Origin of the sequence: Micromonospora sp. NPDC006431, assembly GCF_042870725.1 — a bacterium.
Taxonomy (GTDB): domain Bacteria; phylum Actinomycetota; class Actinomycetes; order Mycobacteriales; family Micromonosporaceae; genus Micromonospora.
The window spans coordinates 520,291-543,255 of the sequence record NZ_JBIAHQ010000003.1; the positions used below are offsets into that span (position 1 = coordinate 520,291).

23 protein-coding genes are annotated in these 22,965 nt (G+C 73.0%); 16 read left to right on the plus strand and 7 right to left on the minus strand.

The window, feature by feature from the left end; genetic code table 11:
* Positions 1 to 6 precede the first annotated feature (6 nt).
* Both ACFYM6_RS08850 and ACFYM6_RS08855 read left to right on the plus strand, forming a co-directional pair.
* Positions 7 to 567 carry a helix-turn-helix domain-containing protein gene (locus tag ACFYM6_RS08850; protein ID WP_357436731.1) on the plus strand — a complete coding sequence of 187 codons (561 nt, stop codon included), beginning with the start codon at positions 7 to 9 and terminating at the stop codon, positions 565 to 567.
* A complete protein-coding gene (locus ACFYM6_RS08855; RefSeq protein ID WP_387273632.1) occupies positions 560 to 1,420 on the plus strand; it encodes an SRPBCC family protein in 861 nt (286 codons plus the stop codon). Before ACFYM6_RS08850 ends, ACFYM6_RS08855 begins: the two co-directional genes overlap by 8 nt.
* Positions 1,421 to 1,489: 69 nt before the next feature.
* On the opposite strand, the gene ACFYM6_RS08860 is transcribed toward ACFYM6_RS08855, so the two are convergent.
* From ACFYM6_RS08860 to ACFYM6_RS08870, 3 genes are all read right to left on the minus strand, one after another.
* Positions 1,490 to 2,884 (minus strand): hypothetical protein, encoded by a 1,395-nt coding sequence (locus ACFYM6_RS08860; RefSeq protein WP_387273633.1) that lies wholly within the window; start codon positions 2,882 to 2,884, stop codon positions 1,490 to 1,492.
* A gap of 156 nt (positions 2,885 to 3,040) precedes the next feature.
* Positions 3,041 to 3,700 (minus strand): response regulator, encoded by a 660-nt coding sequence (locus tag ACFYM6_RS08865; protein WP_387273635.1) that lies wholly within the window; start codon positions 3,698 to 3,700, stop codon positions 3,041 to 3,043.
* Between the two features lie 9 nt (positions 3,701 to 3,709).
* Entirely contained in the window at positions 3,710 to 4,858 is a 1,149-nt protein-coding gene (locus ACFYM6_RS08870) for a sensor histidine kinase (protein WP_387273637.1), read from the minus strand.
* Positions 4,859 to 5,076: 218 nt separating this feature from the next.
* Between ACFYM6_RS08870 and ACFYM6_RS08875 the strand changes: the two genes are divergently transcribed.
* From ACFYM6_RS08875 to ACFYM6_RS08885, 3 genes are all read left to right on the plus strand, one after another.
* Positions 5,077 to 5,781: a hypothetical protein gene (locus tag ACFYM6_RS08875; RefSeq protein WP_387273638.1), complete on the plus strand. Its 705-nt coding sequence runs from the start codon at positions 5,077 to 5,079 to the stop codon at positions 5,779 to 5,781.
* 263 nt (positions 5,782 to 6,044) lie between these two features.
* A complete protein-coding gene (locus ACFYM6_RS08880; RefSeq protein WP_387273640.1) occupies positions 6,045 to 7,250 on the plus strand; it encodes an esterase-like activity of phytase family protein in 1,206 nt (401 codons plus the stop codon).
* A gap of 185 nt (positions 7,251 to 7,435) precedes the next feature.
* On the plus strand, positions 7,436 to 8,341 hold the full coding sequence (locus ACFYM6_RS08885; RefSeq protein ID WP_387273642.1) for a S1C family serine protease: 906 nt from the start codon (positions 7,436 to 7,438) through the stop codon (positions 8,339 to 8,341).
* A gap of 95 nt (positions 8,342 to 8,436) precedes the next feature.
* Here ACFYM6_RS08885 and ACFYM6_RS08890 read toward each other — a convergent pair whose 3' ends face one another.
* The 3 genes from ACFYM6_RS08890 to ACFYM6_RS08900 all read right to left on the minus strand — a co-directional run bounded on the left by ACFYM6_RS08890 (position 8,437) and on the right by ACFYM6_RS08900 (position 10,229).
* Positions 8,437 to 8,586, minus strand: coding sequence for a hypothetical protein (locus ACFYM6_RS08890; RefSeq protein WP_387273644.1), 150 nt, complete (start codon positions 8,584 to 8,586; stop codon positions 8,437 to 8,439).
* Between the two features lie 108 nt (positions 8,587 to 8,694).
* Positions 8,695 to 9,897, minus strand: coding sequence for an RNA polymerase sigma factor (locus tag ACFYM6_RS08895; protein ID WP_387273646.1), 1,203 nt, complete (start codon positions 9,895 to 9,897; stop codon positions 8,695 to 8,697).
* Between the two features lie 5 nt (positions 9,898 to 9,902).
* Complete coding sequence (locus tag ACFYM6_RS08900) at positions 9,903 to 10,229, minus strand: YciI family protein (protein ID WP_387273648.1); 327 nt, start codon at positions 10,227 to 10,229, stop codon at positions 9,903 to 9,905.
* A gap of 378 nt (positions 10,230 to 10,607) precedes the next feature.
* Here ACFYM6_RS08900 and ACFYM6_RS08905 point away from each other — a divergent pair, with 378 nt between their 5' ends.
* From ACFYM6_RS08905 to ACFYM6_RS08945, 9 genes are all read left to right on the plus strand, one after another.
* Positions 10,608 to 12,029 carry an MFS transporter gene (locus ACFYM6_RS08905; RefSeq protein ID WP_387273650.1) on the plus strand — a complete coding sequence of 474 codons (1,422 nt, stop codon included), beginning with the start codon at positions 10,608 to 10,610 and terminating at the stop codon, positions 12,027 to 12,029.
* 97 nt (positions 12,030 to 12,126) lie between these two features.
* Positions 12,127 to 12,621 carry an RNA polymerase sigma factor gene (locus ACFYM6_RS08910; RefSeq protein WP_387273652.1) on the plus strand — a complete coding sequence of 165 codons (495 nt, stop codon included), beginning with the start codon at positions 12,127 to 12,129 and terminating at the stop codon, positions 12,619 to 12,621.
* Positions 12,614 to 13,327 (plus strand): hypothetical protein, encoded by a 714-nt coding sequence (locus ACFYM6_RS08915; protein ID WP_387273654.1) that lies wholly within the window; start codon positions 12,614 to 12,616, stop codon positions 13,325 to 13,327. Before ACFYM6_RS08910 ends, ACFYM6_RS08915 begins: the two co-directional genes overlap by 8 nt.
* A 27-nt stretch (positions 13,328 to 13,354) precedes the next feature.
* Positions 13,355 to 14,443 (plus strand): hypothetical protein, encoded by a 1,089-nt coding sequence (locus ACFYM6_RS08920; RefSeq protein ID WP_387273656.1) that lies wholly within the window; start codon positions 13,355 to 13,357, stop codon positions 14,441 to 14,443.
* 46 nt (positions 14,444 to 14,489) lie between these two features.
* Positions 14,490 to 16,001 carry a hypothetical protein gene (locus tag ACFYM6_RS08925; RefSeq protein WP_387273658.1) on the plus strand — a complete coding sequence of 504 codons (1,512 nt, stop codon included), beginning with the start codon at positions 14,490 to 14,492 and terminating at the stop codon, positions 15,999 to 16,001.
* A 16-nt stretch (positions 16,002 to 16,017) separates the two neighbouring features.
* Complete coding sequence (locus ACFYM6_RS08930) at positions 16,018 to 16,308, plus strand: class I SAM-dependent methyltransferase (protein ID WP_387273659.1); 291 nt, start codon at positions 16,018 to 16,020, stop codon at positions 16,306 to 16,308.
* A gap of 49 nt (positions 16,309 to 16,357) precedes the next feature.
* The gene (locus ACFYM6_RS08935; RefSeq protein ID WP_387273661.1) at positions 16,358 to 16,933 is read left to right on the plus strand and encodes an IS607 family transposase; all 576 of its coding nucleotides are present in this window, start codon (positions 16,358 to 16,360) and stop codon (positions 16,931 to 16,933) included.
* Complete coding sequence (locus ACFYM6_RS08940; RefSeq protein WP_387273663.1) at positions 16,926 to 18,542, plus strand: hypothetical protein; 1,617 nt, start codon at positions 16,926 to 16,928, stop codon at positions 18,540 to 18,542. The genes ACFYM6_RS08935 and ACFYM6_RS08940 overlap by 8 nt, the downstream gene beginning before the upstream one ends.
* A gap of 52 nt (positions 18,543 to 18,594) precedes the next feature.
* Positions 18,595 to 18,813, plus strand: coding sequence for a hypothetical protein (locus ACFYM6_RS08945; protein ID WP_387273665.1), 219 nt, complete (start codon positions 18,595 to 18,597; stop codon positions 18,811 to 18,813).
* Positions 18,814 to 18,908: 95 nt separating this feature from the next.
* Here the strand turns inward: ACFYM6_RS08945 and ACFYM6_RS08950 are convergent, their stop codons facing one another.
* On the minus strand, positions 18,909 to 19,862 hold the full coding sequence (locus ACFYM6_RS08950) for a S41 family peptidase (RefSeq protein ID WP_387273667.1): 954 nt from the start codon (positions 19,860 to 19,862) through the stop codon (positions 18,909 to 18,911).
* Positions 19,863 to 19,948: 86 nt separating this feature from the next.
* On the opposite strand from ACFYM6_RS08950, the gene ACFYM6_RS08955 reads away from it, so the two are divergent.
* Both ACFYM6_RS08955 and ACFYM6_RS08960 read left to right on the plus strand, forming a co-directional pair.
* Positions 19,949 to 20,461 carry an ArsR/SmtB family transcription factor gene (locus tag ACFYM6_RS08955; RefSeq protein WP_387273669.1) on the plus strand — a complete coding sequence of 171 codons (513 nt, stop codon included), beginning with the start codon at positions 19,949 to 19,951 and terminating at the stop codon, positions 20,459 to 20,461.
* 148 nt (positions 20,462 to 20,609) lie between these two features.
* Complete coding sequence (locus ACFYM6_RS08960; protein WP_387273671.1) at positions 20,610 to 22,886, plus strand: putative bifunctional diguanylate cyclase/phosphodiesterase; 2,277 nt, start codon at positions 20,610 to 20,612, stop codon at positions 22,884 to 22,886.
* Positions 22,887 to 22,965: the final 79 nt, after the last annotated feature.

Here is a 22,965-nt window from a genome sequence, read left to right on the forward strand (position 1 = left end):
TTTGCCATGAGAGACGTCCTGTACCTGGAAGAGCGTGAGCAGGCCGAGGCCCTGCTCAAGCCGCAGCGCATCGAGGTGCTGCGGCACCTCGCCGAGCCCCGCACCTGCACCGAGGTCGCGGGCCTGCTGGGCCAGACGCCGCAGCGCGTCTACTACCACGTCAAGCAACTGGTCGCGGCCGGGCTGGCCGAGCAGGTGTCCGAGCGCCGGGTGCGCGGCATCACCGAGGGCATCTACCAGGCCGTGGCCCGGTCGTACTGGCTGTCACCTCGCCTCGTCGGACGCATCGGTGGGACGCGCCGGGCGCAGGACGAGCTGAGCCTGGGCTACCTGCTCGACCTGATGGAGGAGGTCCAGGCGGACATCGCCGCCCTCGACCGCACCGCGCCCGAGCTGCCGTCGATCGGCGTCTCCGGCGAGATCCGGGTGCCGGCCGAGCGGCGCCAGGAGTTCCTGCACGACCTGCAGTCGACGCTGCAGGACCTGTTCACTCGTTACGGCGGCACCGAGGGAGATGCCTTCAAGCTCGCCGTGGCCTGCTACCCGAAGGGCGACAACAATGACTGATCTGCTGACCATCCGAGTCCGGCTCGCCGCACCGGCGGAGCGCGTGTGGCGCGCGCTGACCGACCCCGCCGAGCTGCGCGTCTGGTTCGCCGAGCACGCCGAGGTCGAGCTGCCGCAGCGGTACGCGTTCTGGGGCCGCTTCACGCCGGAAGGCGACGCCCCGCAGCAGCGGCTGCTGCACGCCGACGACCACAGCCTGCGCTTCGCCTGGCTGCTCGGCGGCGTCGAGACCACCAGCGAGATCGAGCTGGCGCCGCAGGGCGAGCACACCGAGCTGACCCTGCGGCAGAGCCACTTCGTCTTCAGCGAGGCGCTCGACGGCAGCACCATCCGGGGCGTGCTGCAGACCTGGTGGAGCCTGGCCCTGGCCAACCTCAACGCCCACCTGGAGGGGCGGCCGCTGCTGCCCCGCACCGACTTCACCTCGGCCGACCTGCGCGGCGAACTGATGATCGACGCCCCGATGGACCGGGTGTGGACCTCGCTGACCGACTCCGAGCAGGCCAGCGCCTGGTTCGGGTTCCCGATCGGCATCGAGCCCTGGGTCGGCGGCCGCTACGCCATGGGCGGCTTCGAGGCCGGATACGCGGCCAAGGTGGTCGACCTGACGCCGGGCCGCAAGATGTCCGTCGACTGGGGACCGACCGGCGTCAGCACCTGGGAGCTGGCCGAGTCCGGCGGGAAGACCAAGCTGACCTTCGTGCAGAGCGGCTTCGACGAGAGCAACCCCCCGTACGCGGCGTGGAGCGGGTCGGTGTCCGGGCTGTCGGAGCTGCGCCGCTTCCACGAGGTGCCGGACTGGCAGCCGATCTGGCTCGGCGAGGAACAGCCGGCGGGCAGCGCGGCCAGCTGACCACCGGCCAGCTCCGCAAAACGCGGGGACCCGGGCAGAGGACGTCTGCCCGGGTCCCCGGTGCGGTTACTACCGGACCGGCTGGCCCGGAGCCACGTTCAGGACCAACAGCTGGCCCTTCTCGACCAGCTCCGGGTCCGCGGACTTGGTGTGGTTCTGCACGTCCAGCAGGTACTTGCCCGCACCGAGGAACGGGGCCGGGATGATGCCCGACGACTCCTCGTCAGTGGTGTCGAAGTACGCGCCGCCGGGCAGGAAGCGCTGCGGGTCGTGGTCGACGATCCGGCGCACCGCGCCCGAGGCGATGTCGAACTGGTAGACGCCGGCCAGGTAGCCCTGGTTGCCCGGGTCCTCCTGCATGAGCACCTGACCGCGATCGTTGATGGTGATGTTGTCCATCATCTTCGGGCCGCTGGCCGGGTCCGACGGGCCCTCGAACACCATGGTAAGGGTGCCGCCCTTGGCCGGGTCGGTCACGTCGGCGAACGACAGCCGCCACAGCCGGCTGTGCTTGGTCATGCTGGCCGTGGTGGCGAAGTAGAAGTCGTTCGGGTTGTTCGGGTCCCAGGCGCCGTCCTCGGGCCGGTCGAACGAGGTGCCGCCGGTGGACGACAGCGTGAAGGGCAGGTCGCCCTTGGTCCACGCCGTGGTGCTGTCCTCCACCGCCATGCCCGGCACGGAGATGGTGTAGCTCTTGCCGCCGGTGAAGCCGGCCTTCTCCACCGGGTTCCCGACGGACTTCTTGTCACCCACGTAGAGCGTGACCTCGCCCGCCCCGCCGTCGCTGGTGCCCATCGCCACGGTCTTGTCGCCGCTGGCCGGGTTGGCGACGATGTTCTCCCAGCTCCCCGTGCCGAAACCGGGCAGCTCGTAGGACTCGCCGGTCTCGACGACGTGGCCGAAGGCGCGGCCGCCGGTCGACTCCTCGCCGTTGGTGAAGATCCGGCCGTCGTAACCCTTGCCAGTGCTCGGGTTGAAGAACGCGGTCCGGGCGGCGAGGTCAGCCGAGCAGAGCCGGTTGAACACCGCGCCCGGCGTGTCGACGTACTGCCCGTTGCGGGACAGGAAGACCTTGCGGATCAGGTCGCTGCCCGACAGCACCCGCAGGGTCTTCTTGTCGATCACCCACTTGGAGACGAAAGCGCCCTTGCCGCCGTGCGCCCGGGCGACCCCGACGGTGTTGGCGAGCTCGTGGTTCATCAGCACGGTGAAGGTGCCGTCACCGTTGTCGTACGCGCCGAGGCCGTCGGGGATGCCGGCCATCCGGTAGCCGCCGACCGAGTCGCCGGTGGTCAGCAGCGACGTCAGCGTGACGCCCGGCGTGTGCCGGACCAGGTACGGCGCGTCGCTGCTGCTCGGGCCGGTTGACCCGCCCGGCGCCGCCGACGCTGCGCTGCCGACGGCCATGACGGCCGCTCCGGCGATGGCGACGGCCGACAGCCGGCGCTTGGAAAAGATGGGCATCGTTGCATTCCTCCCAGCGGAGTGTCCGCAATCCGCGGACGCGTCGGCGACGCTACGAGGAGGAGGTGAAGCGATCGGCGGTCAATGCCGACGTCCAGGTGAACAACGCGGATGCCGCGCCCGAACAGGGGGCGGCTTGCTGGCTGTTTGTCCAGTTCACCGCCCTCCCGGTCGGACCAGGCCACGCTCGTACGCGTAGACCACGGCCTGCACCCGGGTGCGCAGGTTCAGCTTCAAGAGCACCCGCGAGAGGTGGGTCTTGACCGTGGCCTCGCCGAGGAACAGCCGACCCCCGATCTCGGCGTTGGTGAGCCCCTCCGCGACGAGGCGGAGCACGTCGACCTCGCGAGCGGTGAGCTGGTCGAGCTCGCGGGAACGGGGGACCGGTTCCGGCTGCGCGGCGAAGCCGCGGATCACCCGCAGGGTGACCGCCGGATCGAGCAGCCCGCGCCCGGCCGCCACCAACCGGACCGCGTCGACGAGTTGCTCCGGCGGGGAGATTTTGAGCAGGAATCCGCTCACGCCCGCCCGGAGCGCCGCCGCCACGTGCTCGTCCTCGTCGAAGGTGGTCAGGATGATGATCTTCATGTCCGGTGCCGCGGCGAGCAGTCGACGCGAGGCTTCCAGACCGTCGACGCGCTGCATCCGGATGTCCATCAGCACCACGTCCGGCCGCGTACGGGTGACCAGGTCGACCGCCTGGTCGCCGTCGGACGCCTCGCCCACCACCGTGATGTCGGGCTCGCCGCTGAGCACCATCCGCAGGCCGACCCGGACCATCGCCTCATCGTCGACTAGGACCACCGAAATGTTCATGATCGACCCCTACCGGCCCGGCACCGCGAAGTGGGCCCGCACCGCGTACCCGCCGTCCGGCAGCGGCCCCGCGTCGAACGACCCGCCGAACAGCGCCACCCGCTCGCGCATCCCCACCAGGCCGTGCCCGCCCGGCCACGGGGAGCCGGAGCCGGCCGAACCTCGCCGCGCTCGTTGACCACGGCCACGGAGACCCCGTCCCGGGCGTAGGAGATCGTCACCACCGTCGGTACGGAACCGGCGTGGCGCAGCACGTTCGTCATCGCCTCCTGCAGCACCCGGTAGGCCGAGGTGTCCAGGGTGCGGGGCAGGGGGCACCGTCTCGCCCTCCACCCGCAGCCGCACCGGCAGGCCCGCCCGCGCCACCTCGGCCAGCAGGGCGTCGGCCCGCTCCAGCGTGGGCTGCGGGGCGGCGGCCTCGGCCGTACCGCTCTCGCGCAGGATGCCCACCAGCCCGCGCATCTCCTCCACGGACTGCCGGCCGAGGCGTTCGAGCCCCAGCACGATCTCCTGCTGTTCCGGGCGATCCGCGAGCTGCCGGCGTAGCCCACCCAACTGCAACGTCATCACGCTGACCGAGTGGGCGACCGCGTCGTGGACCTCCCGCGCGATGCGCGCCCGCTCCTGCACCACCGCTGCCTGCGCGTTCGCCTCGCGTTCGGCCTCCAACGCCGCGGCCAGGTCCGCGAGCTGGGCCGCGCGGGCGGCGTTGGCGCGGGCGAGCAGCCCCAGGAACCAGCCCGGCAGCAGGATCGCCGGGACGAACAGCAGCTCCCAGGACGGTTTGCCGGTGACCACCGAGGTGAGGGCGAGCGCGACGGCCCCGGCGCCGAGGGCGAGTGACGACCGTCGTGGCGGCTCCCGCCAGCCGACCCAGCCGACCACACCGATCAGCCCGATCATGGCCGCACCGCCCGGGCCCTTCGCGCCGAGCAGCGCTCCGACCGGGTAGCAGCCGGCGGCGAGCAGCGTGCCGGTGAGCGGGAACCACCGCGCCAGGACGATCCCGCCGCCGAGCAGCACGCCCGAGACCCAGGTGGCGACCGCGGCGTCCCCGAAGAACGGATCCAGGGTGGTCTCCACGACCGCGAGCACGCCGATCAGCGGCCCCAGGACGAACGGGATGAGGCCGGGATCGCGCAGCCGGGCGAGCGTCATGTTGGCACTGTAGGTCGCCGATCCGCCGCTGCCGTCCGCCGTGCGGTGGACCCCGACCGGCTCCAGGTCCACCGTTCGGTGCGTGCCGTGCGGGCGTACCTCCGCTGGTGGGCGCCCTCGACCGGTGCGCCGCGGCGGACGCGCCCGAGCACCGCTGCCCGGCATCGTCATCACCCGACACGGCCCGCCACGAGGGCGGCCCGCGACAGGGAGTGACGATGATCAGCAACATCGACAGCGCCGGCCTGACCACCGACCCGACGGACACCCGAGGCGATGCCCGCGGCCGGACGGCACTGCGCCGCCTCGGCGCGGGCGCGCTCATCGGCGGCCCGGTCCTCTTCCTCGCCGGAATGCTCACCTGCCCGCCGCAGGCCAGCGAATCGACCGCCGACTACGTGACCTCGCTCGCCCACGACAGCGGGCAGACCCAACTCTCCGCGATCCTGCTGCACTACGGCACGCTGATCAGCGCGCTGGGCCTGCTCGCGGTGCCCGGACTGGTCCGCGGCGCGCGAGGACGGGCATTCACCCTGGTCGGCACGCTGCTCGCCGCCGTCAGCCTGCTCAACATCTCCGGCGCCGTGAAGGACGACTGGTGGCGGATGGAGATCGGCCAGCGCCTGCCGCTGGAGGTCGCCGTCCGCATCTCCGATGCCGTCGACGGCGCCAGCCTCATGCCGCTGTGGCGCGGAACGAGCATGTTCGCCCAACTCGGGCTGCTGCTGATCTGCGTCGGCCTGGCCCGCGCCGGAGTGGTGGGCTGGTGGTTGACGTCCGCGTTCGTGGGCACGTTCGCAGCCGTCATGTTCATCCCGGTGCACCTGACCCTCGTCATGGGTGCGGTGTTCTCCCTGCAGTTGCTCCCCCTGGTGGTCGCCGGCGTCCGCATCGCCGGACGCGAACGGGGGACTGTCGCCTGATCGCGGGCCCGGCGCACGTCGGCGGCGAGCGCAGCGGGCGCCGGACGGCCGGCACGTCTGGCGCTCGCCCGCGTTCGGCAAGCCAGACTGCTGCTCAGCGCAGGGAAGGAGCGGCGCGACGCGGGCGGCCAGCCGGAAAGCGGAAGGCCCTGAGCAGACGCCACGAGTGGCTCGTCTGTCCGGGGCCCGGCGCATTCGCGGGTTGGTCTGGCGCTGGTCCCGGGTTCAACCCGGGTTCAACGATGGGGCCTACCGTCCCGCCCATGACACCCCTCGTACGACGCGCCGCCATCGGCCTGACCGCCAGCGCGCTCGCGGTCACGGTCGTGGCGCCCTCGTCCACCGTGGCCAGTGCCGCTCCCCGCGACCAGTTCGGCCGGGCGACCCTCACCGGGTTCGCCGCCCTGCCCGCCGAGACGTTCGTTCCGGCCAGCGAGCCGTCCGGCTCGCTGCTCGGTACCGCACCGATCAACGGGGTCACCCCGCCCTTCGCCGACCAGCCGGTGCAGGGATTCAGCGGAATCCTGCGCAACGCTGACGGGACGTTCGACGCGCTCTCCGACAACGGCTACGGCAACAAGGCCAACAGCGGCGACTTCGTCCTGCGCATCCACCGCATCGTGCCCGACTTCCGTACCGGCAAGGTCGACGTGGCCGGCGGGATCAACCTTACCGACCCGGACGGCCTGGTGCCGTTCCCGCTGACCCGCGCCGACCGGGTACTCACCGGCGCCGACTTCGACATCGAGTCGATGGTGCGGGTCGCCGACGGGTCCTACTGGATCGGCGACGAGTTCGGGCCGTACCTGCTGCACGTGGATCGGGCCGGTCGGCTGCTGCAGGCACCGATCCCGCTGCCCGGCGTGCGGGCCCCGGAGAACCCCGCCGGCTCGCCCAACCTCGGCAGCAGCAAGGGCTTCGAGGGCATGTCCCTGTCGCCCGACGGCAGGACGCTGTTCCCGCTGCTCGAGGGAACGGTGGCCGGTGACCCGGCGGGTGCGCTGCGGCTCAACGAGTTCGACCTGGCGACGGGTGCCTACACCGGCCGGCGGTGGATCTACCAGCTCGACGCGCCCGGCCACGCCATCGGCGACGCGATCAGCGTCGACCAGCACCGCCTGCTCGTCATCGAGCGGGACGGCGCGGAGGGCGACGCGGCCAAGGTCAAGAAGATCTACCTGGCCGACAAGCGCGACCGCGACCGTGACGGACGGCTGGACAAGACCCTCGTGGCTGACCTGCTCGACATCGCCGACCCGCGCCGGCTGGGCGGCTCCGGTGAGACGTTCCGGTTCCCGTTCACGACCATCGAGGACGTGGTGATCCTCGACGACCGGACGCTCGCCGTCCTCAACGACAACAACTTCCCGTTCTCGTCCGGCCGTAGCCCCGGCCGGCCCGACAACAACGAGTTCATCACCATCCGACTGACCGACCGCCTGCACGCCGACCCGCGGGTAGTCCGGTAACCGCACGTTCGCGAGAAAGGGTGGGCGGTTCGCTGCCCACCCTTTCTGCTGATCCGGACGGGCGAGCCGAAGCGACCGACGCGGTTCGCCCCCGGCCACGGCACACCGGGTTTGCACAGGAAGGGCACAAGTCGGCTTCAGATCCCCGAGCGACGGTGGGTGCATCACCAAGCCGAGGAGAAGTCATGCAGCGCGTCGCCGACACCGCCACCCATCTACCGGCGCCCGCGACGGCCACCCGGCCCGGCTCGGACGGCGCCCCCGGCTCCGGATGGCCGCCCACCGAGCCACCGCGGTCCGCCGGAACCCCGGCCCTACCGCCGCACACCACGTCCACGGGTACCCGTCCGTACCGGCGGCGTGGGCGGGTCGTGGCGACCGGCGTCGCGCTCGTGCTCATGCTGGGCGGCGGCGCGTCCGGCGCGCTGGTCACCGACCGGCTGCTGGCCGACGGCACGACCGCCACCGCGTTACGCGTGACCCCGGCCGGCGCCGCGATCGACTCCCTCGCCGGGGTGGTCGCCGCGGTGTCGCCGAGCATCGTCACCGTCACCGCCGCCGCGAACACCGGCACCAGCCTCGGCTCCGGTGTCATCCTCGACGCGGACGGGCTGATTCTGACGAACTCCCACGTGATCGCCTCCGGCGGTCAGTTGAGCGTTGAGCTGTCCGACGGGCGTACCGCCCCGGCTGTCCTCGTCGGCCAGGACACCAGCGCGGACATCGCGCTGCTGCGGGCCGACGGCCTCACCGGGCTGACCCCGGCGGCGCTCGGCAGCGACTCCGCGCTGACCGTCGGCGACCCGGTGCTGGCCTTCGGCAGCCCACTCGGCCTACAGAACACGGTGACCTCGGGGATCGTGTCCGCGCTGAACCGGTCCGTGGACGACATGAGCGGCCTCATCCAGACCGACGCGGCGATCAACCACGGCAACTCCGGCGGCGCGCTGGTCGACACCGCCGGGCGGGTCGTCGGCATCAACGTCGCCATCGCCACCACCGGCCAGGACGCCGGCAGCATCGGGCTCGGCTTCGCCATCCCGATCGACACCGTCCGCACCGTGGTCGATCGGCTCACCGCCGGGCACTGACCCGTCCAGCACCCGCCAGCCCCATCAGAACTGTCCCTACAGAGCCGACAATGCAATCGTCAGCGGCTCAAGCCCGGCCCGGGCCGGCAGTGGGCTCACACCCGCTTGCGAACCCAGCCGACGATGGCGGTCGCGACGAACAGGATCACCCCGACCACGAAGAGCCAGAACAGGCCCTTCACCACGAGCCCGACGACCACCAGAACCAACCACACCAGCAACAGGGCGACGAGCAGTGCGATCATGGGGCGCTGCGTACCCACGTGTGACCTGCGCAAACCGGCTGGTGGACGGGTGCACGGAAATCACCCACCTCCTGGCGTGCCCGGTTCGGCGGAACCCGTCGAGGTTTCTCACCGATTCACGTCGGCTGCGCGCCGCAGCAGCGCCCGCTGTTCCGGCTCGGAGCGCACCGCGTCGGCTGCCGCTCGGAACAGCGCCGCGGCGCGGTCCCGGTCGCCGTGCCGGGCGGTCAGCTCGGCCTCGGCGGCCAGCGCCGGCGGGTAGTTGTCCAGCACGCCGCCGGCGCGGGCCTCGGCGAGCAGCGCCAGCCCGGCCGCCGGACCGTACGCGTAGCCGTGGGCGACCGCCCGGTTGAGCCGGACCACCGGGGTGGGGCGGAGCTGGACCAGGTGGTCGTACCAGCCGGCGATGGCGGGCCAGTCGGTGTCGGCGGCGGTGCGGGCGGTGGCGTGGCAGGCGGCGATCTGGGCCTGCAGGGCGTACGGGCCGTGACCGGCGCGGTCCAGCAGCGCCACGCCCTCGGCGATGGCGTCCCGGTCCCACCGGGACCGGTCCTGCTCGTCGAGGGTGAGCAGGTCGCCGGCCGGGTCGCGGCGGGCGGCGCGGCGGGAGTGGTGCAGCAGGAACAAGGCGAGCAGCCCGGCCACCTCAGGCTCCTGCGGCAGCAACTCGTGCAGCAGCCGGGCCAGCCGGATGGCCTCAGCCGCGAAGGCCGGTTCGCCGTCGGCGTCGTACCCCCGGGTGAACAGCAGGTAGAGCACGGCCAGGACGCCCGGCAGCCGCTCGACCAGCGCGGGCCCGGTCGGCACCCGGTACGGGACGCCGGCCGTCGCGATCCGGGTCTTGGCCCGGGTGAGCCGGCGGGTCATGGCGGACTCGCTGACCAGGAAGGCGCGGGCGATGTCGGCGGTGGGCACCCCGGCGATCGTGCGCAGGGTCAGCGCGACCCGGTCCGGCAGGGCCAGCGCGGGGTGGCAGCAGGTGAAGATGAGCCGCAACCGGTCGTCCACCACGTCCCCTTCCGGTGGCGTCGGCTCGGGGTCGGTGAGCAGCGCCAGCTCGCGCAGCTTGCGGCGTTCCACGGCGGCCCGGCGCAGCACGTCCATGGCCCGGTTCCGGGCGGTGGTCATCAGCCAGCCGCCCGGATTCCCGGGTACGCCGTCGCGCGGCCACCGTTCCAGCGCCGCGGCGAGCGCCTCCTGGGCGCAGTCCTCGGCGAGGGTCCAGTCGCCGGTCACGCGGATCAGGGCGGCCACGATCCGCGGGTACGCCTCGGCACCCGCTGCGGCGACCGCCCCGGCCGCGTCGGTCACCGGCGTCAGTCCACGAGCGGGCGCAGCTCGATCCGGCCCGCGTACGCCATCGGGTGGGCGCGGGCCACCTCGACCGCCTCGTCCAGGTCGGCGCACTCCAGCAGGTCGAAGCCGACGATCACCTCCTTGGTCTCGGCGAACGGGCCGTCGGTGAGCAGCAGCTCACCGTCGCGGACCCGGACGGTGGTGGCCGCCGACGGCGGCGCGAACCGGCTGCCCGTCACGCGCTGGCCGTTGGCGTCCCGCTCGGCCACCCACTGCTCGATGTCGGGCGCGGCGCTGGGGTCCTGGTCCGGCTCGGTGTCGGTGCAGACGAGCATCATGTACTTCATCGTTTCTCTCCTCCGGTCGTGCTTCCACCCAGCGTGACGAACGCGGGCCGCGCATCCGGACAGCCGCGGGCGAAGAAATTCGTGGGTGATTTCCGGGCCGAGCCGGGGTACTGCCGGGCGATGTTCTTCATCTTCGCGCCCCAGACCAGAGTTGACCGGTCCGACGTTGTCGCGGACGGCTGCCACATTGTCACCCGCCCGCCGTGCACGCCCGGCGGCCGGCACCGGCGCCGCAGCCGGCCGCTCGCCGGTGCCCGGTCGCCCCGCTCGCCCGCGAACCGCTCCGCTGGCCGCTGAGCTGTGATCTTCCACCCCGTCGCGGGATCTGTTCCCAGGTGCGCGAATACGCTGGGGCGGTCGTCCGAACGGGGAGAATCCTTGCGCCATCATCCGGCTGTCGTGCTGGTGGCCGTCCTGCTGTCCACCCTCGCGCTGCCGGTCTCGCTGACCGGCGCATCCGTCGCGCTGCCCGACATCGGCCGGGACCTGGACGCCGGGCTGGCCGGCGTCCAGTGGGTGGTGAACGGCTACAACGCCACGTTCGCCAGTTTCATGCTCGCCACCGGCGCGCTCGCCGACCTGTTCGGCCGCCGCCGGGTCTACGCCATCGGCGTCGCGGTCTTCGCGGCCGGCGGGCTGCTCGCGTCGGTCGCCGACAGCATCGTGCTGCTCGACGTCGCCCGCGCCCTCGCCGGGGTCGGCGCGGCGGCCGCCGCGACCAGCGCGTCCGCTCTGCTCGCCGGGACGTTCCAGGGCCGGGCCCAGGCCCGCGCCTTCGGCGTGTTCGGTACGACCATCGGCGTCGGCCTCGCCTTCGGCCCGTCGATCGCCGGGCTGCTCATCGAGGGTTTCGGCTGGCGGGCCGTCTTCGCCGCGCCGGCGCTGGCCGCCTGCGCGGTGCTCGCGCTGGTGCCGCTGCTGCCGGAGTCCCGCCAGCCGCACCCCGGGCGGGTCGACTGGCCCGGCACCGTGTCGTTCACCGCCGCGCTGCTGCTGCTCATCTTCGGTTTCGTGCAGGGCCCCGAGTACGGCTGGGCCGCCCCGGTCATCATCGCGGCGTTCGCCGCCGCGGCGGCGCTGCTGGTGGCCTTCGTCCGGGTGGAGCGCCGCCGCGCCGATCCGATGTTCGATCTGGCCCTGTTGGCGAGCCCGCGGTTCCTCGGCATCTGCCTGGCGGCGGCCACCATCGTGGCGGTGCTGGTGCCGCTGCTGGTCTACCTGCCGTCGTACCTGACCACGGTGGTCGGGCTCAGCGCCGGCGCGGCCGGCGCGACGCTGATCCTGCTCACCGCCCCCACCCTGGTGCTGCCGCTGCTCAGCGGCGCGCTGACCCGGCTGGTCCCGGCCACCGCGGTCACCGTCGTCTCGGTGGCCGTGGTCGCCGTCGGCGCGGCCTGGGCCACCGTCCTTGGCCCGCACGCGGACACCGCGACGCTGGCCGGCCCGCTGCTGACCATCGGGGTCGGGGTGGGCCTGTCCATCGGGCTGCTCGACGCCATCGCCATCGCCAGCGTCGCGCCGGCGCGCGCGGCGACCGGCGCCGGGATGATCAACACGGCCCGGCTGACCAGCGAGACGGTGGCCATCGCCGTGGTCGGCGCGGTGCTGGCCAGCACCACCGCCGGGCGGCTCGCCGACCCGGGTTTCACCGGCGGGCTGCGGGTGGTGCTGTGGTCGATGGCCGGGCTGGCGGCGGCCGCCGCGGTGACCGTCGCCGTGCTGGTCCGCCGGGGCGCGGCCCGCGTCGGCCCGGCCGAGGCGGCGGCCGATGCGGAGCCGGCCGCCGGGCCAGCCGTCTAGCGCCGGTGGTGGCCCCGGCCGCCGGGGCGGTGAAACCAACCGCACCACTCGTGCGCCTGAGCTTCGACGTCCGGGCATGGACGGGACTGGAGCGGAGATGGCGGTGGGGACGGAGGTCGCCGAGCCGGTGTCGCTGGGCGAGGACGGGTTCAGGACCGTGTACGAGGAGCAGTTTCCGCTGCTCGTCCGGTTCGCGTACCTGACGACGGGGAGCGCGGCGGCGGCGGAGGACCTGGTGCAGGAGACCTTCGTGGAGCTCTACCGGCACCGTGACCGGGTCCGCGCCCCGGTGCCGTGGCTGCGGCGTGCGGTCGCGAACCGGTGCACCTCCTGGGTACGACGGCGGGTGCTGGAGCGCCGCCACGCGTTCCGCGACCCGGACCCGCCGTACGCCCCGGCGTCGGCGGACGGTCCGGCGGTGCGGGCGGCCCTGCGCCAGGTACGCCCACGCCAGCGTGCCGCCCTCTTCCTCCGCTACTACCTGGACCTGCCGGAGCGGGAGATCGCGGAGGCGCTCGGCTGCGCCCCCGGCACCGTCAAGGCGCTCCTGCACCGTGGACTCGCGAACCTGAAGGGGCAGTTCGATGTCTGATCGCGAACAGTGGACCCGGTCGGTGCTGGACCGGGCGCTCGCCGACCAGACCTTTCCCACCCCGCCCGTCGGCGTCGTCGTGGCGCGCGCCGAGCGGCGGCCGGCGCACAGCGGCTGGCCGGTGCTGGCCGCCGCGCTGGCGACGGCGTGCGCGCTGGTCGCCGGCTCCCTCGTCGGGCCGGTGAGCCGGTTGCTCTTCGGCGAGCTGGGACCGGGGCGGCCGCTGTCCGGGATGCCCGCCGCCGAGCGAGCCGAGGTGGCCGCCCAGTGCCCGGTGTCCGGTCACGGCGACCGGCTGCTCAACTCGGTTTCATGGCCGGACGGTCGCCGGGCGGCGGCCGCGGTGAACGGCACTCAGTACTCCTACTGCGTGTCCGACCGTTCGGGGGAGCTGCGCCCCCTCATCGAGGGGCAGGTGGATCCCGGCCAGGATCCGCTGGCCTGCGCGCCTCGCTCCTGCCGGTACGGCAGTCTGACCGGGCTGCTGTCCGCCCTGCCGGTCGGGGCGTGGGTCATCGCGGTGGGCCCTGCCCCGGCAAACGCGGTGCGGGTGCGCGGGCGCACCGACGCCGGTGACCTGGTCGAGGCGCCGGTGGTGAACCGCACCTGGATCCTGCGCGCCGACACCCGGACCCGGTCGAGCATCGACGTGCGGAGCGTGGACCTGATCGCCGCCGACGGCACGACCCTGTTCACCGTGCGCTGATTCGAGCGGCGGCTATGGTGGCGGATCATGACGGACACCGCGCAGCGCCTGGCCGAGATACGGGGTGGTGTGCCGCCCCGGCGGCACAACGCCCGCACCATCACCGCGTTGACCGGCAACCCGGGCTGCACCCGTCGGGCGGTGCTGGACAGCGCCGGGGTGGACAAGCCGAAGCTGGCCGAGCGGATCGGCTTCCCGGCCCGGTTCGGCCAGTCCCGCTTCGCGATCACCCGGGGTAACGCCTTCGAGGCCCAGGTGAAGGCGGACGGCGGTGCGGAGTTGCTGCGGCTGGTCGCCGAGCGGCTGGGCGTACCGGTGCCGGCGGGCGCGACCTGGACGGACCTGGGTGGGGCCGAGGACCTGCCGGACCGGCACGAGCGGTCCCGGGCGGCGCTGACCGGCGGCGGCGACGAGCCGGCGTTGTTCGACCATCCGCTGCTCGGGCTGGACGTGGCCGGCCGGCGGGTGCACCTGGAACCGGACCTGGTCGCGGCCCGGCTCGGTGGCCGCTTCCACGTGGTGGAGATCAAGTCGTTCCCGGTGATCGACGGTCAGGCCGACCCGGCGAAGGTTTCCGCCGCCGCCATCCAGTCCGCCGTCTACGTGCTGGCGCTGCGCGAGCTGCTGGCCGCCGCCGGGCACGACCCGGACCTCGTCTCGCACGAGGTGGTGCTGGTCTGCCCGCGCGACTTCGCCAACCGGCCGGTGGCCAGCCTGCTCGACGTCCGTAAACAGCTGCTGGTGCTGCGCCGCCAACTCGACCGGATGGACCGGATCGAGGACCTGCTCGCCGACGTGCCGGCCGGCTTCACCGCCGACCTGACCGCCGACCCGGCGGCCCTGACCGCAGCGCTGACCGGGGTACCCGCCCGTTACGCGCCCGAGTGCCTGGCCGCCTGCGAGCTGGCGTACTTCTGCCGGCACGAGGCGCGCGGCCACACCACCGCGCTGGGTCGGCCGGTGCGGGAGGCGCTGGGCGGCATCGCCGACGTCGGGGAGGTGCTGGCGCTGGCCAACGGCGTGCGCGCCCCGGACCCGGAGCAGGCGGAGGCCGCCGCCCTGCTGCGCGCCGCCACGCGCCTGCGCGCCGACGCCCTCGCCGGAAACCCCGCATGAGCACGCTGCGCCGGCCCGCCCGGCCCGTCCCGCCCCGGAGGTCCCGGTGAGCACCCTGCGCGCCCTCGCCAAGGCGCAGGCGGTCGCCGCCGGGCTGGCCCAGCCGGTGGCCACCGTCCGGCACCTGCACCTGTCGGACCGCCCGCTCGTGGTGGTGCCCCTCGCCATGGCGGGCGAGGCCAACGCCCCGCTCGCCGCCATGGTCGGCACCGCCCACGACGAGGCGCGGCTGCTGGTCGTGCCGCAGCCCCGCAACCGCGACCAGCGGTTCGCGTTCGCCGCCGAGCTGGCCGGGATCATGCTGCCGTATCTGGACTCGTTCCGGGAGGTCAGCGAGGCGGTGCCGGTCGATCGGGGCAAGGACGTGCGGTACCGGTACGTCGACGCGCCGCAGTTGCTGCTGCCCAACCCGGCCGGGATCACCTTCCTACGGCTGTTCGGCCGCTCCACCCGGTTCCGCCGGCCGGACGGCGACTACCCGGTGCACCCGTCGGTGCCGCTGCTCGGGCGCTGGCTGACCTTCTTCGCCGAACGCGCCGAGCATCCCGGCTCGGCGGCGTTGGTGGCGATGACCGAGGCGCTGACCCTGCACTGGGCGACCGGGCAGAGCGCGGTGGAGGATCTGCACCTGCCGGCGCTGCTCGGCTGGCTCGACCCGCCGCCCGGCTCGACCGGTGCCGAGGCGGCCGCCCGGGCCGAGGACCCGCAGGTGTGCCCGCCCGCCGGCCCGGCCACCGACCCGGACTTCGACAACCGGCGGCTCGCCCCGGCGATGGCCGCGTACGCCGAGGCCGACGGCGACCCGGCCGCCCGGTCGGCGGCGTACGCGGAGCTGGAGCGGCTGCTGCGCGACCAGCTCACGCCCACCTGGGAGCTGATGTGGCGCGGCGTCGCGTTGCTGCGCGCGCTGCCGCCCGGCGCCCGGATGGCCGGCCGGTGGGACGGCGACAAGGACGCCTTCACCGGGTACGCCGAGTACGTCGACGACGGCGGCGGGCCGCAGCCGCGCCGGGACGGGGCGGTGGCCGCGGCGGTGCGGCTGCACCGGCTGGAGCGGGCCCTCACCTCCTACGCGGTGCAACGCGCCTACGACGACCCGCTCGTGATGGCCGAACACCGGCTGACCGGGGAGGCGTTCGTCGGTGACGTGACCCTGGCCGACCCGAAGCGGGTGGACGACACCGGCAAGCGGCCGGTGCTGCGCCCCCGCATCCAGGTGGTCACCACCGAGCCGGTGCTGGTGCCGGTCGGGGCGACCCTCTACTCGCCGGCCCGGCCCGGTCAGAAGGCGAAGGTGGTCTTCCTGACCCCGGGCGCGGACGGGAAGACCGAGGTGGTGCTGGAACTGTCCGGCGGGATGGGGCGCGGGCTGACCGCGCCGCCGGGCACCGTGCCGGAGGTGGGGGAGCGGCTCTGCTTCACCACCCTGTCGGATGCGTTCCTGCCGGCCGGGAACTTCCCCGCCACGGAGGAGACCCCGTGGACCCACGGCGGCCCGCCGACCGTCGGGCCGGTACCCGAGAGCGGCGACGGGGACCCGGCGGAGGAGTGGACCTGAAATCCACGATGGAGCGATGAGCGGCGATCACGACCGGGTGCGGCGCAGCTACGACACGGTCGCGGCCGAGTACCGGGAGCGGCTGGCCGAGGAGCTGGCGGGCAAGCCCCTGGACCGGGCGTTGCTGGCCGCCCTGGTGGAGCTGGCCGGGCCTGGGGCGCCGGTGGCGGACCTCGGCTGCGGGCCGGGGCACGTGACGCACTGGCTGGCCGGGCGGGGCGTGCCGGCGGTGGGCGTCGACCTGTCGCCGGGCATGGTGGCGCAGGCCCGCCGCGCGTACCCGGGGGGCGAAATAGCTCGAGGTTGAGTGTGTATAGGTGTGCACGAAGTGATTCGGGTTGCGGTACGGTGTTCGTGTGAACCTGACGGAGTGGGCGCGTGCGCAGGGGATTAGTCCTCATACTGCGTACCGCTGGTTTCGTGAGGGCACGTTGCCGGTTCCGGCTCAGCGTGTCGGTCCACGCATGATTCTGGTCAACGTGGACGTGAACAGCGCGCCCGCTGCGGTCGGCGGGTTGGGCCTGTATGCCCGGGTCTGTTCGCGCGATCAGAAGAGCGATCTGGAGCGTCAGGTCGCTCGGTTGTCGGGGTGGGCGGCCAAGGCTGGCCACCGGGTGGTGCGGGTGGAGTCTGAGATTGGGTCGGGTATGAACGGTGCGCGGTCCAAGGCGCGCCGGTTGCTCGCTGATCCGAACGTGACGACGGTTGTGGTGGAGCACAAGGACCGGCTGGGTGGTGTGAACGTCGAGCTGGTCGAGGCTGCGCTGGCCGCCCATGGTCGCCGTCTGGTCGTGCTTGACGATGGTGGGGTCGCCGACGATCTGGTCGGTGACATGGTTGAGGTGCTGACGTCGTTCTGTGCCCGACGGTACGGGCGAAGGTCGGCCCGGAGCCGGGCGGAGAAGGCCCTCGAGGCTGCCGAGCGTGGGTGACCTGCGCTCGATTGAGCAACCGTTCGTCGTGTCCGGCCCGTCCGGGGTCGCTGTCAGCGACCGTTTGAAGGGCCTCACCAGTCAGGACGAGAAGGTCCTGCGCCTGGTGGGTTCACATCTGGGCTCGCTGGCCTCGGAGGATCTCAAGACCCGGTGCACTGACGGACTGAAGCACTCCACGCACACGTGGGCGGCTCGCAAGCGGCAGCTGACACCGAACTCGTCGGCGCGCTGGGCGGGAGCGATCACCAAGGCCTCGCATGACCAGTGGGCTTTGGCCCGCAGGTGCCAACTGGCGCACATCCGCAAGCTTGAAGCCGGGATCGCGATGATCCGACACCGATTGTCTGTGCCGGTCGGGCAACGGGGCAGCAAACGGATGCCCGGCGGCTACCGCAGCAAGCGGGAGTGGTTCGCCAAGAGCCGGCGTCTGCATGTGCTGATGGATCGGCTTGATCGGGCGCGGGCTGACCGTGAGGCCGGGATCGTCCACGTGGTGCGTGGCGGCAAGCGACTCGCCCGCAACCGCCACAACTTGGCCGACACGGGGCTGACCGAGACGCAGTGGCGACAGCGTTGGGAAGCCCACCGCTGGTTCCTGCAAGCCGACGGGGAATCGGGTAAGCGACATGGCAACGAGACGATCCGCGTCACCCCGCTCGGCGAGGTGTCGATCAGGTTGCCCGCCCCGTTGGCCGAGCTCGCCAACGCCCCACACGGTCGGTACGTCCTCACCGCGAAGGTGCGGTTCCCCTACCGGGGCCAGGAATGGGCCGACCGCGTCCAGGCCAACCGGGCGGTCGCCTACCGCATCCACTGCGACGTGCACCGCACACGCTGGTACATCACCGCATCCTGGCAGCGCGCAACCACCCCCACGGTCCCCCTCAAAGCCACGCTGGCGAAGGGTGCGATCGGCGTGGACACCAACGCCGACCACATCGCCGCCTGGCGCCTTGATGTCCACGGCAACCCGGTCGGTAACCCGCGCAGATTCCCCTACGACCTGTCCGGCACCGTCGACCACCGCGATGCCCAGGTCCGGCACGCCCTGACCCGACTACTGAACTGGGCGACAACCTGCGACGTGACGGCGATCGCCATCGAGGACCTGAACTTCGACGGAGAGAAAACCCGAGAGAAGCACGGCCGCCGAAAGTGGTTCCGCCATCTCATCTCCGGCATGCCCACAGGCAAACTCCGCGCCCGGGTCACGTCCATGTCCCACACGGCCGGGATCGCGATCATCGCAGTCGACCCCGCATACACCTCACAGTGGGGCGCCGAGCACTGGCAGAAACCACTGACCAGCAAACACCGCAAGACAAACCGCCACGACGCCGCCGCCGTGGCGATCGGACGACGCGCCCAGGGACACCCGATCCGGCGACGGACGACACCGCCCCCTGCCCACCGGAGCGATGAGCAGAGGCATCGGATCGCCCAGGCCGGACCGGGAACCCCGAGCGCGAGGGAACCCGCCCCCGTATCACCGGACCCGCGGACACGATCCGCGCGCGCCGGACACGGAGCGAACGCGGGAGACCAGCGTGCCCAACACCGTTCGGGGCACACGGCTGAGCACATGCAACTCACGCTCAGTCCATAGGAACGGTGGAGTTCCGCGAGGGTGACCTGCTGCGGCTGAGTTCGGCGCGGCGGTGGCCCTGTACTCGGTCATCCACCTCGCCCCCGACGAGCTGCGGCCGGCCCTCGCCGAGGCCCGCCGGGTGCTGCGGCCGGGTGCGCCGCTGCTGGTCGCGGTGCACCTGGGCAGCGAGGTGCGGCACCTGGACGAGTGGTGGGGGCACCGGGTGGACGTCGACTTCCACTTCCTCACCGGGGAGACGCTGCTCGGTGCGCTGGGCGACGCCGGGTAAACGATCGAGGCGCGTCTGGAGCGGGCGAGCTACCCGCACGAGGTGGAGACCCGGCGGCTGTACGTGCTCGCCCGTCGCCGTCCCTGACGCGCGGATCAGGGGAGGGTGGCCAGGGCCTCGCGCGCCTCGTCCGCCGTCGGCCGCTGCGGGTCGGCGGCCAGCAGGTCGGTCAGCACCCGCCGGTACGCCACGTCCTGCGCGGCGCCCGCCGGCACCTCGACGTCCGGAGTGACCCCGCAGCCCTCCCAGTTGGTGCCCGTCACGGGGTTGACCGGCCGGGCCACTGGCACGGTGAGTTCCAGGTGCGGGTGCATCCGGTGGCCGGCGCGGGGATGGGCGCCGCCTCCGGTCCGCTCGCCGGTCACGGTGGCTCGGCCGAGCTGTTGCAGGTCGTAGGCGAGTTCCTCGCCGCCGGAGAACGTCTGCGCGGAGGTCAGCACGTGCACCGATTTGCCAGCTCCGTAACCGGGAACTGGCAGGTAGGCGGCGCTCCAGAACTGGTGGGTGGTGCCGGCCCGGTCGTGCATGGTGTGCAGGTGCGCCGGCTCGGCGAAGAACCAGCCGCAGATCAGGGCGACCATGTCGGGGCTGCCGCCCCGGTTGCCGCGCAGGTCCAGCAGGAGCGCGTCGGTGCCGCCGAGCAGCCGCAGCGCCGCCATCATGGCATCGCCGGCGATCTGGGGCGGGAACAGGCAGGGTCGGATGTCCAGCAGCCCGACGTTGCCGGCGAGCCGCTGCACTCGGGCGATGCCGCCCATGGTGGCGGCGGCCTCCCGGGCCCAGAACTCCTCGTCCGGATCCTCGTCCCGTTCGGGCAGGGCCGCGGCGTGGTGCTTGAGCCGCAGGTGTCGGTCGCCGTTGACTGACTGGAGGTCTGCGGTGACCAGCGCGCCGAGGGCCGCCGGGTCGGTGACGTCGGCGTAGCGGCCGGAGCGGAGCTGGTCGCCGAGGTGCGCGGCGATCCGCTCGGCGGCGTCGGGAAAGACGTACTGCTCGGTGACCAGTTTCGCGGCCCGCTCGACGATCTCGGTGATCTCGTCCTGGCGCATCGGATTCCCCCGTCCCTGGGTCCAGTGTGGTTGAGCCAGTAGAGCAGCCGATTGACAAAGCGTCAAGAGAAATGGACGCTTTGGGGGTGACCGACGAGATCCCCGAGGCGCTGCAGGTCCGCACCCCGGCCCAGTTCAAGGCGCTGGCCCACCCGTTCCGCCACCGGCTGCTCTTCGCGCTCGGATCCGGCCCCGCCACCATCAGCCAACTCGCCACGGGGCTGGGCACGGCGAAGGGCACCGTCGCCCACCACCTCAAGGTCCTCACCGAGGCGGGCATGGTCCGGCCCGCCCACACCCGCCAGGTACGCGGCGGCACCGAGCAGTACCACGAACGCAGCTACCGCCGCCTCGTCGGCGAGACCGTCGACTCCGAGACCACCGCCGCCATGCTGGGCGCGGTCGCCGACGAGTTGGCCGGCGACCCCGACCCGCTGCTGCACCTGCGCCACCTGCGGCTCACCCCCGAGCAGGCCCACCGGCTCCGGGCCACCCTGGACGACCTCGTCGGCGACGCCGAGGAAGCCGCCCCGGACCAGCCCCGCTACGGCGTCCTGGTCGCCCTCTACCGCCGCCACGACACGCCGTCACCGACCTGATCCAGCACGGTGACCGACGCCGATCGGCTCTGGCGGCGGTACCGAGCGGTAGTTAGGCTGGCGGCGTTCGCCGTCCGCAGCCGGTCCTCATCGTCGAGGGTGTGCGCACACAGAGAGCCGGAGCGAAGCCGTTGTATCCCAGCAGGACGTGAGCCTCGCCGCCCCGGGCGTGGCCCGTCCCTCGATCTCCGGCCGCGTCGGGCTCGTCGCGGCCGCGTTCGTCGTACTCTCCGAAGCCCTCTGGCTGGTGGCCGGGCTGCCGGGCGCGGCCCTGGCCAGCGACCTCGGCGCGGTCGCGGTGGCGAGCTGGGCGGCGGTGGCCTGCGCCGGGGTGGCCCGGCGGCACCCCGAGCCGCTGCAACGGTTCTGGACGCTGCTGGCCGTCACCATGGCCCTCGCCGCGGCCGGCCGGATCGTGTGGACGGTCGAACGGCTCGCCGGGCAAGACCTGCCGCACACCGCGCTCGTCGGCGCGCTCTTCACCGCCGGCATCGTCACCGGCACCGCCGCGCTGCTCTGCTCGCTGGCCGCCCCGCGCAGCCTGGTCGGGCAGGCCCGCACCCTGCTCGACGGGGTGATCGTCGGGCTGGCCCTCATCCCGATCGCCTGGCTGGTGGTCTTCCGCGACATCGCCGCCGCCGACCTGGCCGACCCGCTGCGCACCTTCGGGCTGCTCTACCCGATGTTCGACCTGATGCAGCTCACCATCCTGGTGGCGGTCGCCGGCCCGGCCCGTCCGATGTGGCGGGTGCACACGCTGATCGGCGTCAGCCTCGCCGCCCGGGCCATCGCCGACACCGTCTACGTCTCCCTCCTCGCGCACGGCACCTACGCCCCCGGCCACGTGATCGACCTCTGCTGGCCGCTGAGCTACCTGCTGATCGGCGCCGCCACCCGCTGGCCCCCGCCGGCCGGCGACGACGGCGACGACGGCACCGAGTCGCCGCTGCCCCCGTGGTGGCGGGTCGCCCTGCCGTACCTGCCGGTCGGCGGGGCGATCGTCGCCGTGGTGCTCGCCCGGCGGCCCACCGGGCAGAGCCCACACCTGATCTTCGTCGCCATGATGGCGCTGCTCGGCGTGCTGGCGCTGCGGCAGGGGCTGGCCGCCAACGAAAATCTGCGGCTGGTCGCCTGGCTGCGCCGGCTCGCGTACTCCGACCAGCTCACCGGCCTACCCAACCGGCTGACCTTCACCCGGCGGCTGCGCCGGGCCCTGCGCGACGACGGCCCGGTCGCCGTGCTGCTCCTCGACCTGGACGGGTTCAAGCAGGTCAACGACCGCTTCGGGCACGCCGCCGGGGACCGGCTGCTGACCACCATCGCGGACCGGATGCGCGACGCCGTCGGCGCCGACGGGATGATCGCCCGGCTCGGCGGCGACGAGTTCGCGGTGCTGGTCGACCGGGACCGGCCGGTGCCGCCCGAGCGGCTCGCCGAGCGGCTGCTCGCCGCCCTCGAGCCGCTGCCCGGCGAGGAGGACCTCGGCGTGCACCCGTCGGCCAGCATCGGCATCGCCGAGTACGGCCCGCAGCACACCTCCCACACCGACCTGCTCCGCGACGCCGACATCGCCATGTACGCGGCGAAGGCGGCCGGCAAGTCCGCGTACCGGACCTGCACGCCGCAGCTGCGCGAGTCGGCGGTGACCCGGGCCGAGCTGATCGCCGACCTGCGCCGCGCGGTCGACGAGGGGCAACTGCTCATTGAGTTCCAGCCGATCGTCGACCTGGCCACCGGGACGGTCCGCAGCGCCGAGGCGCTGGTCCGCTGGCGGCACCCCCGGCTCGGGGTGCTCCCCCCGGCGAAGTTCCTGCCGCTGGCCGAGGAGACCGGGCTGATCCTGGCGATCGACCGGTGGGTGATCCACCAGGCGTGCCGGGCCGCCGCGACCTGGCGGGAAGAAGCGCCCGAGGTCACCGTGGCGGTCAACATCGCCGCCGCCCACCTGCGCCGCCCCGACCTGATCGCCACGGTCGCCGCCGCCACCTCCGACGCCGGCCTGCCGCCGCGCGCGCTCACCCTCGAACTGACCGAGTCGGCGCTCATCGACGGCAGCGAGACCGTGTTGGAGCGGCTGCGCCAGCTCCGCGACCTCGGCATCCGCATCGCCATCGACGACTTCGGCACCGGCTACTCCTCGCTCAGCTACCTACATCGGATCCCGGCGACCGAGCTGAAAATCGACCGGTCCTTCGTATCCCGACTGGACGCCGAGGACACCCGGGCGTACGCCACCGTCGAAATGGTCAACCGACTGGCCGACGCGTTCGACCTGGCCGTGGTGGCCGAGGGGATCGAGACCGGCACCCAGCACGCGGCGGTGACCGCGATCGGCTGCCTGCACGGCCAGGGCTTTCGGTACGGGCGGCCGACCACCCTGGCCGAGCTGCGCACCATGCTCACCCCGGTCGACGCCACCCGCTGACCGGCCCGGCCAAGGCGGGTCGAAAGTCCCGGGTGGAACAGGGGGTTCGGCCCTGCTTCACGGGCTGGGCCGGCGGTGA

Excerpts from the sequence above, each read along its gene's own strand:
- ACFYM6_RS08850 (WP_357436731.1), top strand. The coding sequence starts at position 7 with ATGAGAGACGTCCTGTACCTGGAAGAGCGTGAGCAGGCCGAGGCCCTG.
- ACFYM6_RS08855 (WP_387273632.1), top strand. The coding sequence starts at position 560 with ATGACTGATCTGCTGACCATCCGAGTCCGGCTCGCCGCACCGGCGGAG.
- ACFYM6_RS08860 (WP_387273633.1), bottom strand. The coding sequence starts at position 2,884 with ATGCCCATCTTTTCCAAGCGCCGGCTGTCGGCCGTCGCCATCGCCGGA.
- ACFYM6_RS08865 (WP_387273635.1), bottom strand. The coding sequence starts at position 3,700 with ATGAACATTTCGGTGGTCCTAGTCGACGATGAGGCGATGGTCCGGGTC.
- ACFYM6_RS08870 (WP_387273637.1), bottom strand. The coding sequence starts at position 4,858 with ATGACGCTCGCCCGGCTGCGCGATCCCGGCCTCATCCCGTTCGTCCTG.
- ACFYM6_RS08875 (WP_387273638.1), top strand. The coding sequence starts at position 5,077 with ATGATCAGCAACATCGACAGCGCCGGCCTGACCACCGACCCGACGGAC.
- ACFYM6_RS08880 (WP_387273640.1), top strand. The coding sequence starts at position 6,045 with ATGACACCCCTCGTACGACGCGCCGCCATCGGCCTGACCGCCAGCGCG.
- ACFYM6_RS08885 (WP_387273642.1), top strand. The coding sequence starts at position 7,436 with ATGCAGCGCGTCGCCGACACCGCCACCCATCTACCGGCGCCCGCGACG.
- ACFYM6_RS08890 (WP_387273644.1), bottom strand. The coding sequence starts at position 8,586 with ATGATCGCACTGCTCGTCGCCCTGTTGCTGGTGTGGTTGGTTCTGGTG.
- ACFYM6_RS08900 (WP_387273648.1), bottom strand. The coding sequence starts at position 10,229 with ATGAAGTACATGATGCTCGTCTGCACCGACACCGAGCCGGACCAGGAC.
- ACFYM6_RS08910 (WP_387273652.1), top strand. The coding sequence starts at position 12,127 with ATGGCGGTGGGGACGGAGGTCGCCGAGCCGGTGTCGCTGGGCGAGGAC.
- ACFYM6_RS08915 (WP_387273654.1), top strand. The coding sequence starts at position 12,614 with ATGTCTGATCGCGAACAGTGGACCCGGTCGGTGCTGGACCGGGCGCTC.
- ACFYM6_RS08920 (WP_387273656.1), top strand. The coding sequence starts at position 13,355 with ATGACGGACACCGCGCAGCGCCTGGCCGAGATACGGGGTGGTGTGCCG.
- ACFYM6_RS08930 (WP_387273659.1), top strand. The coding sequence starts at position 16,018 with ATGAGCGGCGATCACGACCGGGTGCGGCGCAGCTACGACACGGTCGCG.
- ACFYM6_RS08950 (WP_387273667.1), bottom strand. The coding sequence starts at position 19,862 with ATGCGCCAGGACGAGATCACCGAGATCGTCGAGCGGGCCGCGAAACTG.